The organism is Pedobacter steynii (genome assembly GCF_001721645.1).
Classification (GTDB): Bacteria; Bacteroidota; Bacteroidia; order Sphingobacteriales; family Sphingobacteriaceae; genus Pedobacter; species Pedobacter steynii_A.
This window is the reverse complement of sequence record NZ_CP017141.1, coordinates 4,736,571-4,748,082: the sequence shown is the minus strand read 5'-3', so window position 1 is coordinate 4,748,082 and position 11,512 is coordinate 4,736,571. Positions and strand designations below refer to the sequence as shown.

Genomic DNA, 11,512 nt, shown 5'->3' with positions numbered 1-11,512 from the left:
AACTTTATCATGCATTCTGCAATTTATTTTTTAACAGACGCAAATTTTCGTCTTTAAAACCAGGCTTTAACTCACATTCCCATAATTTAAGAATTTTCCATCCAGCCGATAAAAGCTTTTCTTCAACAAATTTATCTTTCATTATGTTACCGCTTATTTTATCTTCCCACCATTCGGTCCGTGTTTTGGGAACAACATAATATTTACAATTCTCATGGCCATGCCAAAAACAACCATGAACAAATATTACTGTTTTATATTTAGGTAATACAATGTCCGGTTTACCAGGAAGATCTTTAACATGTAAACGATAACGAAGTCCATGTTTATGAAGAAATTTACGTACCAAGAGTTCGGGTTTAGTATCCTTTCCTTTAATCTTACTCATATTATATGAGCGAACTTCTTTAGAGTGTACATCTGCCATAATGAAGAATAAACAAACTACTTCGGCAACTGTTTTTCTAAAGTAATCAATAATAACGTTAATAAATGGTACTACTTTAACGCCATCCAGAAACTTAGATAAACTCGGATCCTTATTCTCCATACCCGCACTCCTATCCCCAACAAACACCCTTTTTACAATTTATCCAAACCAAGCGTACATTTTGCTGTTATTTAATCAGGCGCTCTCAGTTAATAAGCTGAGTATTCATTAACCTATTTGTTATGAAATTTATAATTGAAGACCCAATTGATCAATCGCCAATCGAATTAATAGGAAAACCAGAAGACTATTTCGGACAACAAGCCATCAGGGTATTTTTCCCGGAAATGGATTCCTTTCTCATCGTAGAAAACAAGGGAGACTGGCAGGTGGTTGACGAGACCGACATCAACCCGAATCTGGTGGCTTCTATCACAAAACAGCTTAAATCACACAGCCGCTATAATTAAAAGAGCAGGCATTTCCAGTGTTATGATTCAGTTGCCTTATCCTCCACCTTTGCTACATTTTTTTTCATCTGGTAAATCTTTAGCCTGACTGTAATTAGGGCCAGTACACCATATACCAGGATCAATACGCAGAGGTGTTGGATGGAGGGCAATACATCTCCCAGAGAACCATGCTGAAAAAGCATCATTTTATGCGCATTCAGGAATGGTGTGAGTGGCAATATCGCCGATAACCACTGTACCCCCACTGGCATGGCTTCCAGCGGCCAGGAATATCCACCAATGATAAAGGCCGGAGTAGCCAATAACATCAGCACTTGCGTAGCCTTTAACGCGCTTGGCAGTAAGGCACTGATAAATACCCCCAGAAAAGTAGTGGCCATGATAAAAAGCCCTGTTGTAAAAGCATAATTCATTAAAGGACTTGGTATCGGGGCCCTGAAAATATGATGAAAAGCATAGTAAATTCCCAATATAAAAATACTCATGATCCAAAATGGGATCACTTTGATTAAGATTGCAGAAAATGCAGATCCCGCACGTCCTAAAAATTCAGTTTCCAGTGTTTTGTTCTCATATTCTCTTGCAAAACTAACGGCAAGTCCCAACAGCAAAACCTGTTGTAATACCACGGCCAATACACCAGGCCACATGTAGGTAAAGTAGTTACCGGTTTCATTATATAAACGAATATAATTGACTTTAAAAGGCTCGTATTGAGTAGCGGCCTGCTCCGCTCCCATTCCTTTTTTCTTTAGTCCCTGCATGTTAATTCCGGCACTGAAAGTTCCCAGCGTAGTTTGCACCCCCTGCGATGCCATGTTTGCAGTGAGCAGATTGGTCGTATTGATATAAGTATTTACCTCCGGATAGCGCTTTTGCAGAACCGAAGCTTCAAATCTTTCCGGAATTACTACGGTAACCACCGCTTTCATTTGCCGCATGGTTTCGGTGGTTCCGTTATTGCTGTTTTTAACACGTACCACCTGAAGTTTTTCGTTTTCACCAAGCATGTCAATCAGCTGGTTACTCAAAGGCGTATTGTCCAGATCTACCACCAGAATCGGCAAGTGTTCTACTTTTCCTTTTTGATAAACAAAGCCAAAAAGCAAAGCATAAATGATGGGTGCCAACAGAAATACAGAGCGCAATGTACTGTCGGCAAAGAACAACCCAAATTCCCTTTTTATCAATGCAAAGAAGTTTTTCATTAGCTTATTGTCTTTTTACCTTTTTAAAGGATCGTTGTGGCATTTACCAATAATTTCTCCGCAGCCTGGATATCATCAGGAATGATCTTTACTTCATACACCGCTTCTTCCACATCATAATTGGGATAAGCAGCCGTGATATCCGCATAACGTGTCAGCTGTTTCACAGTTTGTATTTTTCCTTTTAACTTTTCCTTATTATAAAGTACCGTTACTTCAATCGCTTCGCCTTTTTTGTAGGCCGCGATTTTACTTTCAGGAATGGTGAACCTGAAATAAGTGGTGTTCGGCAGATATCCATTAAACAAAGGATAACCCGCAGTAGCCAGCTCGCCCACCCTTAAGCTGATCGTTTCTACCTGCATATCATTGGTGGCGATAATATACCTTTCGGATAAAGCCACTTCTACCTCCTGCAATACACCTAATGCCTGTTCTGCCTGTCCCTGTGTTGCGGTACGGGTTTCAATACGGACTCCTTTTTCGGCTTCATTATACTCTGCATTTACTGCGGTCAGTTGTGCTTTTGCGCCATTATATTTGGCCGTTGCCTCATCAAATGCCTGTGGGGTCATCATACTATCCGCAAACATGGCCTTTGCCCTGCTGAAAGATTTCTCTGCAAATTTAAACTGTTCAGTGATCCCCGCTTTCTTGGCCCGCAGTTGTTTCAACTGGTTCTCTGTAGCTCCGTTTTTAGCCATATCCCGTTGCGCACCGGCAGCTTTTACCGCTCCTTTTGCCTGAGAGAGTTTGGCATTTACCTCCGGTACATCCAGCATGGCCAGGGTATCCCCTTCTTTCACAAAATCACCTTCTTTCACATAAATCTTTAAAACACGCCCGGTTACCTTTGGCGCAAAGGCCAGGGTTTCGCGCTTAATCTTACCTTCAGTACTTTTTTCGGGCTTTGAGCAGGCTGATGCTGCCAGGACAAGTACAAATAATACGCTTTTGAATGAAGTGTTCATCATATTTTTCATTTATTGAATGGTAGAACGGTTCAGGCTACCTGTAGCTTTTAATAATTCTATTGCATTGCGGCGCTGGTTAAAGACCGCCTGAAGATAATCCAATGAAGCAGTCTGGTAATCACTTTCCGCACCAATCAGATCTGCAGCTTTAATCAATCCGGTTTTGAACTCCTTCCCCGCTTGTGTCAAAGCATTTTCGGCCATCTTCATTTGTTTCTGTTTAACCACCAGTTCCGAATTTGAATTGTTATAATCCGTTTGGGTCTTGATCAGGTTTAGTTTCAGTTTTTCTTCCGCTTCGGCTTTTTCATTTTCGGCTTTTTTCACCTCTATCCTCGCCTGCTGAACTTCTCTTTTCCCTTTATTCCCGTCAAAAATATCCCACTTAAAGCCCACCCCGACTGTAAAGTTAGGTGCCACCTCAATTTTGTTCGTATGACTGCTGAAACGGCCGATTACCGGCAGATCATGCTTTCCTTTCATGTCCACATCAAACAGGTTTAGATAACCTAAAGATGCCGCAGCCTGTACTTTAGGCCTCCACCAGGTTTGTGCAGCTTTAAGCTGGAAACCATGTGCCTCTATGGCAGCAGACAAAGCAGTGAATTCCGGTCTGTTTTCTATGGTATGCCGGGAAGTCACCGTTTTAATGGGCGACAATTCATTTTCAATCAGTCCTAAACGCTCCAGGCTAATGCCCGTTAGGGTTTCCAACTGGTGCAATAACAGGTTTCTTTTCCCTTCGTACTCCTGTATTTTAGAGGCAAGTGTAGCTTGTGCAACTTCTACCTTCTGATGTTCGTATTTGGTAATCAATCCATAATTCAGTGCCTTATCAGCAGTTTTCTTATTGATTTCATAACGTTCCCTGCTTTTATCCAGCACTGATTTTACCTGTCTGAGCAAAGCCAGCTGATCGTAGGCTTTGGAAATTTCTGTAATGATCTGCTGACGGTCTTTCTCCAGTAAAGCAGTTTGTGCTTTGGTTTTCGCATTTAAGGCACTTTTAAGAGCGGATACTTTTCCTCCGGCATACAATACGCTGCTCAGACTAAGGTCTGCTTTAAAAAGGTTGGCATTGGACGTAAAACCAGAATTGATTTCAGGAATGCTGATCAAATCGAATAAAGACGTTCCTGGTAATCCTAAATTAACGCCATTAGCAAGAAAGGCATATTTCCCGGATACCTCGGCATTAGGGAGGTATACTTCCGATAGTTTTTTCCGGTCGATTTTAGAAGACTCTATATCCAGCAGTTTATTGGCCAGCATATGATCCTTCTTTACTGCGCTATCAATCAGCTCGGTTAAACCCGGAGGACCGGATTGCTGAGCATGCAATATCAGGGGAAACAATCCGATAAAAAGTACAAAAATGTGTTTTAAAATAGCTTTCATTACACAAGGATTTTATGAAGGGGCAAAGGTCTGGTTAATTAAGCAATTCTCTTTTGATCTAAATCAAAAAGGGATTTCTTCTTATTTCTTATCCTGCTAAGGGTTTCCTGCGTAATTCCCAGGTAAGAAGCAATTGTTCCAAGAGGCGCTCTTCTGATGATGCTCGGTTGTGTTTCCATCAGGGTATCATACCTTTCCTCGGCACTAAGAAACTGAAGTGCCACAATGCGTTCACTGGCTTTTAGCAAAAAGCTTTGCAGGGTCTTATTTTCAAATCGCTGCATTTCCGGAAAATCATGGAGCAGCAGGTTCAGTTCGGTATAAGAAATGGCATAGATTAGCCCTTCTTCCAGCGTTTCCATATGGTACTTGGAAGCCGATTGTGTGTAGAAACTTTCAGGAACGGTCACAAAATCACCCTCGGTATAAAAACCGTAGGTAATGTCTTTGCCTGAATCGTTGTGGTAAAAAATGCGGATCAACCCTTCTTCTATAAAGAACAACTCCCTGGCAATCTTTCCGGTTTCATGTAAACTTTCTGTTTTGAAAACTTTTCGTTTTACAAACTTCTTTCGGGTGGCCACGTCCATCTCCTTGGAAATAGGGATCACTTTTTCGATTTCTGTTAGTAAGAGCATGCTTTTAACAAGTAGGTGAATACTGCAAAATAATCAATTTTATGCGGTAAACAGAGAGAAATACCAGAAATCTCTCTAAGATCAATTCCATACAATGTAAAATGCAATGCGAATCCAGTATCAGGTTAACAGTTGATTCAATTCCAGCAAAAAAGCAAATTGCCTCTGGTTAATATATTTTTCTGATTCCTGCAGACTAAACCAACCTGCCTTATCGACCTCATTAAAAGCAACAATTTTACCTGATTTTGGTGGCCATTCTAAATCAAAAGTATTACAGGTTATTCTTTTTGAATCCAGATCACCTGCTATAGCCCAGCACCAAACCTTTTTACCTCCCTTTTGTACGATGGGATGAAGTTCAATAAACTTTCCTTCAGGCCGATAGCCTGTTTCCTCATCAAACTCTCTGATTGCCGCGTCCAAAGGTAATTCGTCTGGCAGGATCTCTCCTTTTGGGATGGTCCACCAGCCCAGATCTTTATTCCGAAAAAAGGGCCCGCCAGGATGGACAAGAAAAAACTCAGGTCCGTTAAGGGTCTTTCGGTACAACAAAATGCCTGCACTTTGATTTGCCATTGTTTTAAGGGTAACGCGACTAGTTAGTGTTCTTTTATCACCAGCATCATTTGCTTAACTGCGCCGAGGTGATAAGCTGCATGAGGCAGTAAGGCTAATGTGCCTTTCCATAGATATTCATGAGACCAATCTTGAATTTTCTCAATCGCATCTCTAACCATAAGGTAGGCTTCCAAAAGATCTTCCCGGAGTTTAGTCCATTCCTCTTCTGTAACCTGACGTATTTTCCAGCTTTCTTTCCAATCTGACGATGGCCTGTTCCCTTTATAAAATTCCATGGCAAAGAGCAGGCTCCACCTCAGGTGTTCGGTATGGGCAGCGATGGTACTGCCGCCCTTTACGATAGGTATGGAAGCCTGTTCGGCATTTATGGTATCTATTGCAGCGGTAAACCCATGCCCTGGTTTGGCATCGATTACCCAGCTTTCATTAGTATTGGTTCCTACATATAATTCCTGCAGGAGCTCCAGTAATCCTTTGATTGAATTTTCCATAACCTGATGTTTTTGAAACAAAAGCCTGACTAACTATTCAACAAGGGAGCTAAAAAAATGTTTTTATGAACCTGATTTTCAGAATGATTTCATCTTAATTCTTATTCCAGTCCGGAGGCAACCATTTGTTTTCCGGCTTGTCTCCTTTCTTCTCCGGTTCAACATGGCTTTCGTTCTCTCCTATGCCCTCTACATTATTTTTAAGAAAGTCATAATACTTTTCTTCTTCGTCTTTAAAGAGCTCCTTACCTTCCAGCATATACGCCCTTAAAAGATTATCCAGCGCTTCTTCCTTTTCGTCAATTTCAAATAAGGCTTCGCCCAGGCGCAAATGAACAAAAGCACTCTCCTGTCCGTCAGGACAATTTAAAGCATTATAAAAAGCCTCTGCTGAGGCCTTATAATCTTCCAGAAACAGGTACATATCACCAATACTGGCATAGAGCCAGAATGCAGCTTCCCATTTGGTCTTCGGTTCGGGAACCAGTGCCAATGCTTCTTTAAACTTCTTCAGTGCTGCGATGTAATCGTCCTGATCTACAAATACATTCCCATCTTCCGACAGGCTTTCAATCTGATCATACAATTCATCATCCAGTTCTTCTTCCATTTTTGTATCTGTTAAAACCGGTTTTATTTATTCTTTAAAAGGTCACTATATTTTTTTGGTGCGCTGACAAAAGCCCTTCCTTCAGATTTGATCATAGCCAATGCGAATTTCTCTTTTGCATTTTCCAGATCTCCGCTTTCGAACAGCATCTTACCTAAAATAAATTCACGTGCACCGTCATCGGCTCTTTCCATATCACAATTCCCCATAATTTCCGCCCATTTGATAGATTCCTTATGATTTCCAGTTAATAAATAACCCTCTGCCAGACCTTCTGCAAGATGATAACTCTCATCATAAACCTCTTTAGGCGTTGGTAAAATATCCCAGGCTTTTAACGAGACTTTAACAAAGCCCTCATAATCTTCTTCTTCATAATACCCTTCCGACTCCTCTATTAAATCTTCTAATTTTGCAGCTATTTTCTGATCTTTTATTTCCATATGTCTATTCTCTTTATGTTCAGGTTATCTAGGTGGTAATTTATAATTTATGCCCAATTTGGCACCATCAGATCTATTATAGGTTTGATGCTCAAGATAATAATTTTTCGAGTCTCTCATCCATTTTCTTACTTCAGGCGACCGTGCGCCATGGTTCCTTCCAGTTCTGTTCCAATATTTTACGGCATCTCTTTTATGCGCCATATCGGCGTATTCCATATCATACCATTTGCCATCCTTCTTAGACTTAAACTGTTGTTTGCCCCTTCTTGTTCTGATTTTTCCTTCTTTTTTCATCCGGTCGATCACTTCGCGCCCGGTCTTTGAGCCTTTTCCAGGTGTTCTGCCTACCAGAATTTCTCTTAATTTTTTCTTTCCCGCTTTAATTTCCTTCAATACATCTTTCAGACAAATCCCTGCATTATGCACCAGAACTTTCGTATCACCAACAAAATAAGTACTCCAATCCTCCACTTCAAAATTATAAACTTTGACGCTATCCTCATCTATACTTTCCTGAGGAAAGAAAAAGTCTTCTTCCATCATTCCTGCTTCCATGTTTACCGGAGCATGGGCTCCGGAATAACTGATTTGCTGAACTTTTGCAGAAAACCCACCGATCAGCTGAACCTCATCCATAGTTTCCAGCAATCCTGCAGCTTTCCATTCCCCATTTACATAAAAAGGGTGCTCCGGAGTAGTCACAATCTTTTCACCTGCTATTTCCAGATTCACCAGCAGGCTGGTTCTTTTTTCCAGAGTATTTAAAACTTTCTTAAATCCTGTACCTCCTGTTTTTTCATCATAAGACCAGACTTCATCACCCGTCCGGATATCCTCTATGTTTTTAAAACCAGTTTTTGTAGCCACCGGTGTTCCTGCCGGAAAACAGGCAAATACACAAAGTTTCCCTTTGGTAAGCGATCTTACACTCAATTTCTCCAATTGCTTGATGGTTTGTTTCACCCCTGCTTCGATCGCTTCCTTCGACATTTTCTTTGCCACCTGCTTCGCTCCTGCTTTCACTGCCTGACGGATTCCCGCCTTTGCGATTGTTGCCCCGGCCACCGAAGCCCCTCCGGTAAATGGTGCTGCAGCTAAACCTGCTACATCAAGGGCAAGAAAACCCACATCCAGTGCTGCCATCGCCCAATTTCCCTGGCTCACATTCTTTACCAAACTCACCACCGGGCCGACCACAGGAATACAATCCACCACAAACTCACCCGCCTTTTGCCACCAGGACTTATTCTTTTCTTTCTCTTCTTCTTCAAAATTCTTCTGTGCATCCTCACGCATCCCGTTCAGCTGAGCTTCTTCATCTGCAGTCAGGGGAACCTGTCCGCTGGCTAAAAATTCAATTTTTCCGCCAACACCACAGTTCATACAACTTTTTCCAATGAGGGTCTGTGCACCTTTAACTTTTACCGCATAAGTATCCTTCCATTCCGTACTTACCGGAACACAAGGCTTTTGCGTTTTCTTACATACCACAAACGAGGGGATGTTTGCCATAGGGATCTTATCCTTATTGGTAGATACGATACAGCTATTGATTTTAGTGGTCTGATTATAGGTCGGTGTAAATAAACCAGGCACCGTACCCTCAGAACACTGCATCATGGCCTTCTGCGTAATATATTCCAGTTCTTCCATGTTCAGGCTGATTAGGTGATATCGGTATCGTCTGAATTGATGCGGATGGTACTTCCTCCCGACATTTTTATATCCGCTCCATCAATCAGGGTCTCAGTTTTACCGGTCAGGCTTACGATTGCATCTGTACTTTCTATGCTCACATCTGTTTTTCCGGTAATGGCAACTCCAAGTGTGGTGGCATCCAGTGTAATACCCTCTGTATCTGCAGTGGCAGCAATCGTTTTCTTTGCACTGATATTGACCGTACCTTCACCGCCGCCCTGCTCTCCGGGCTGTGCGTTCAGCGCAATGCTGTTTCCTGCGTTGACAATAAAATCTTTGGTATTGATGGTAAAGGAGTTCGGTGCGGTAAGGGATACATTGCCATCACCATGCATGGTAATGACATTGCCACTCGGGTCTTTAACATTGACGCTTCCGTTGCTATCATCCATAATGATGGTATTCCCACTCCTTGTGGTGAGTGCCTTTGTTTTATTCGCGCTGTCGCCACCCGTTCCGCTCTTGCCATGAAAAACACTTCCCATCACAATCGGACGGGCAATATTCCCTTCTTCAAAAGCAATCACCACCTGATCTCCTACTTCCGGGATAAAGACAAAACCTCTGTTTTTACTCACCTGATCAGAACTTCCGGCATCGGGAGTGATCACCCTTAACCATTCTGTAACATCGTTACATCCACACTCCCATTTGAACTTAACTTTGATTCGTCCATGTCCACTGGGGTCATTATTATCCACCACATTAGCCAGTTGCATGTCTGGTTGTGGGTTTTGTACAGCAGCGCCAGGCACACGTTCCGTATCGGCCGAGATCGCACCAAAGCTGTTCTGATAATGGCCAACGCCATCGATATGGTGGTAAATTGAAGTGACCAGGAATTTGCCAAAATCTTCTATCGCAAATTCGTTCAGGTTTCGGGTACTCATGCTGATGTCGACGATTCTTCCGATGCCCACTTCAGGATGATCACCGGTACAATTGATGTTCAACAGACCCGACATCATCGATTTCTGCTCATTTTCTACGAAACCATCAATGTCAGCTTTGCTATCTGCCCTGGTAATCAGCGGCTGGTGATAAGATTTACTGTACACGGTATTAGACGCTGCAATCGCATGCATCATATCCGGTGATCCGGAGCTCTGTCCTTTTCCATCGGCACTCAATAGTTCATCTTCTTTCGGATTATAAGCGAATTTTTTATAACGTAAGGGGGCAATTTCAATCCCGTACTGAATGTTACTCAGGTCACGTCCATATACCAGTTTCACTTCTTTCATCTCATCAGGTTTTCCGAAAACTACTTGCGTGCCATCGTAATAAAACCACTCATGATACTGGGCAGAAAGGCGGTTGAGGAAGTCGAAATCGCTCTCCCGGTATTGGATAACATAATCTATAGGTGCCTTTCTGCTTGGGTTTACCAGCATAGGAAGGTCATTTGCTGCCACCTCTTTAGTGGCCTGATCAATGATAGATTTAAGATTTTTCTCCAGGTAAGAACCCAGATCCGGTCCGCGGTCAATCAAAATGGTAGGGCTATAACCACTCACAATAATGTCTCCCATCAGGCCATGGGTTTGCGAGATTTCCACCTTGGTGATGATGCCTGAAAAACGGTTGGTTGCAAAAGCATCTTTTCCAAATTCTATGGCAATGCTTTTTCCGACAAACTCCTTTGACTTTTTGAGGGACAAAGCTCCAGGCAATTCTACCTGATCCTGATTAAAGCGTAATTCAAACGTATGGTGTTCATTGAAACGCTGATATAAATTTAAGCTCGAAAATGTAACGACCGGCACACCTTCAATATTGATTTCTACTGTTACTTTATTTTCCATAGGGATGGTTGGTTTTAGGTGGTTTGGAACTATTTCTGAACAATTCTATACACGGCTATTTTGAAGGCGCCGGGATAAAAATGAACTTCATACGGTGGCCTGGCGTGATTCCTCACCAGGTTATTGGCCACCAGCATTTCACTATATGGATGAACCTCGATGGTATGGCCTTTTTTGATATAACCATTACCGATCAAAGTGTCAATGTCAAAAGGTTTTACATGGATACAGCCATGTGATTCACTGAGTACGATGGGCTGTTTCAGAGCTACCCGGGCTTCATCTCCCGGAGTCGTATGGATAAAATCGCCAAGAAAACCTTCCTTACCGTCCATTTTCCAGTTTTTATTCCGGTCAACAAAGTACTTCACAGACACATGGCCAAAATCGTTAAATACCCAGCGATCGGGAACGACTAATTTGTTATAAAAGCTATGGTACGCACTTTTGATTTGTGCAGTAAGGTCTTTTTCCTTGCCTTTGAACTTTCCCCATTCGGAATTTACTTCGCTGAGCCTGATCCAGGATCCTCCTTTTTTGACCATTACGACATCGCCAAGCAAACGCATTTCTGTGCCCCAGGCTACCCCGGACCAGCCTTTATATTTGCCGTAGCTAACGTGTTTTTCAATCGCCCCGACCACATAGCGCCCCGGGGTGGTGGAAGTTTTAGGATGATTATCACCGCCCATGACTTCAGAGGCGGGCCCACCATGACCATCGTATTCTTGTATTTTAGTAAGTTGATAGGATGCCATG

Annotated in this window: 13 protein-coding genes; 1 reads left to right on the top strand and 12 read right to left on the bottom strand. The window is 42.3% G+C overall.

What is annotated here, in order from left to right; all coding sequences use genetic code 11:
- Positions 1–7: 7 nt before the first annotated feature.
- Positions 8–550, bottom strand: a complete 543-nt coding sequence (locus tag BFS30_RS19665) for a very short patch repair endonuclease (protein WP_237028611.1) — start codon at positions 548–550, stop codon at positions 8–10.
- A 122-nt stretch (positions 551–672) separates the two neighbouring features.
- On the opposite strand from BFS30_RS19665, the gene BFS30_RS19660 reads away from it, so the two are divergent.
- A complete protein-coding gene (locus BFS30_RS19660) occupies positions 673–900 on the top strand; it encodes a hypothetical protein (protein WP_069380851.1) in 228 nt (75 codons plus the stop codon).
- Positions 901–920: 20 nt separating this feature from the next.
- Here BFS30_RS19660 and BFS30_RS19655 read toward each other — a convergent pair whose 3' ends face one another.
- The 11 genes from BFS30_RS19655 to BFS30_RS19605 all read right to left on the bottom strand — a co-directional run bounded on the left by BFS30_RS19655 (position 921) and on the right by BFS30_RS19605 (position 11,511).
- The gene (locus BFS30_RS19655; RefSeq protein WP_069380850.1) at positions 921–2,111 is read right to left on the bottom strand and encodes an ABC transporter permease; all 1,191 of its coding nucleotides are present in this window, start codon (positions 2,109–2,111) and stop codon (positions 921–923) included.
- A 23-nt stretch (positions 2,112–2,134) separates the two neighbouring features.
- Positions 2,135–3,085, bottom strand: a complete 951-nt coding sequence (locus BFS30_RS19650; RefSeq protein WP_069382548.1) for an HlyD family secretion protein — start codon at positions 3,083–3,085, stop codon at positions 2,135–2,137.
- 9 nt (positions 3,086–3,094) lie between these two features.
- A complete protein-coding gene (locus BFS30_RS19645; RefSeq protein ID WP_083252125.1) occupies positions 3,095–4,483 on the bottom strand; it encodes a TolC family protein in 1,389 nt (462 codons plus the stop codon).
- Between the two features lie 38 nt (positions 4,484–4,521).
- Positions 4,522–5,121, bottom strand: coding sequence for a Crp/Fnr family transcriptional regulator (locus BFS30_RS19640; protein WP_069380849.1), 600 nt, complete (start codon positions 5,119–5,121; stop codon positions 4,522–4,524).
- 120 nt (positions 5,122–5,241) lie between these two features.
- Entirely contained in the window at positions 5,242–5,700 is a 459-nt protein-coding gene (locus BFS30_RS19635) for an NUDIX hydrolase (protein WP_069380848.1), read from the bottom strand.
- 23 nt (positions 5,701–5,723) lie between these two features.
- Entirely contained in the window at positions 5,724–6,194 is a 471-nt protein-coding gene (locus tag BFS30_RS19630) for a hypothetical protein (RefSeq protein WP_069380847.1), read from the bottom strand.
- A gap of 94 nt (positions 6,195–6,288) precedes the next feature.
- Positions 6,289–6,804 carry a tetratricopeptide repeat protein gene (locus BFS30_RS19625; protein WP_069380846.1) on the bottom strand — a complete coding sequence of 172 codons (516 nt, stop codon included), beginning with the start codon at positions 6,802–6,804 and terminating at the stop codon, positions 6,289–6,291.
- Between the two features lie 23 nt (positions 6,805–6,827).
- A complete protein-coding gene (locus BFS30_RS19620; protein ID WP_069380845.1) occupies positions 6,828–7,247 on the bottom strand; it encodes a hypothetical protein in 420 nt (139 codons plus the stop codon).
- A 24-nt stretch (positions 7,248–7,271) separates the two neighbouring features.
- Positions 7,272–8,903 carry a polymorphic toxin-type HINT domain-containing protein gene (locus tag BFS30_RS27525; protein ID WP_083252124.1) on the bottom strand — a complete coding sequence of 544 codons (1,632 nt, stop codon included), beginning with the start codon at positions 8,901–8,903 and terminating at the stop codon, positions 7,272–7,274.
- 11 nt (positions 8,904–8,914) lie between these two features.
- Positions 8,915–10,753 (bottom strand): type VI secretion system Vgr family protein, encoded by a 1,839-nt coding sequence (locus BFS30_RS19610; RefSeq protein ID WP_069380844.1) that lies wholly within the window; start codon positions 10,751–10,753, stop codon positions 8,915–8,917.
- Positions 10,754–10,782: 29 nt separating this feature from the next.
- Entirely contained in the window at positions 10,783–11,511 is a 729-nt protein-coding gene (locus tag BFS30_RS19605; protein WP_069380843.1) for a hypothetical protein, read from the bottom strand.
- Between the last annotated feature and the right edge of the window lies 1 nt (position 11,512).

Coding starts and splice junctions, on each gene's coding strand:
- BFS30_RS19665 (WP_237028611.1), bottom strand. CDS start 550: ATGGAGAATAAGGATCCGAGTTTATCTAAGTTTCTGGATGGCGTTAAA.
- BFS30_RS19660 (WP_069380851.1), top strand. CDS start 673: ATGAAATTTATAATTGAAGACCCAATTGATCAATCGCCAATCGAATTA.
- BFS30_RS19655 (WP_069380850.1), bottom strand. CDS start 2,111: ATGAAAAACTTCTTTGCATTGATAAAAAGGGAATTTGGGTTGTTCTTT.
- BFS30_RS19650 (WP_069382548.1), bottom strand. CDS start 3,085: ATGATGAACACTTCATTCAAAAGCGTATTATTTGTACTTGTCCTGGCA.
- BFS30_RS19645 (WP_083252125.1), bottom strand. CDS start 4,483: ATGAAAGCTATTTTAAAACACATTTTTGTACTTTTTATCGGATTGTTT.
- BFS30_RS19640 (WP_069380849.1), bottom strand. CDS start 5,121: ATGCTCTTACTAACAGAAATCGAAAAAGTGATCCCTATTTCCAAGGAG.
- BFS30_RS19635 (WP_069380848.1), bottom strand. CDS start 5,700: ATGGCAAATCAAAGTGCAGGCATTTTGTTGTACCGAAAGACCCTTAAC.
- BFS30_RS19630 (WP_069380847.1), bottom strand. CDS start 6,194: ATGGAAAATTCAATCAAAGGATTACTGGAGCTCCTGCAGGAATTATAT.
- BFS30_RS19625 (WP_069380846.1), bottom strand. CDS start 6,804: ATGGAAGAAGAACTGGATGATGAATTGTATGATCAGATTGAAAGCCTG.
- BFS30_RS19620 (WP_069380845.1), bottom strand. CDS start 7,247: ATGGAAATAAAAGATCAGAAAATAGCTGCAAAATTAGAAGATTTAATA.
- BFS30_RS27525 (WP_083252124.1), bottom strand. CDS start 8,903: ATGGAAGAACTGGAATATATTACGCAGAAGGCCATGATGCAGTGTTCT.
- BFS30_RS19610 (WP_069380844.1), bottom strand. CDS start 10,753: ATGGAAAATAAAGTAACAGTAGAAATCAATATTGAAGGTGTGCCGGTC.
- BFS30_RS19605 (WP_069380843.1), bottom strand. CDS start 11,511: ATGGCATCCTATCAACTTACTAAAATACAAGAATACGATGGTCATGGT.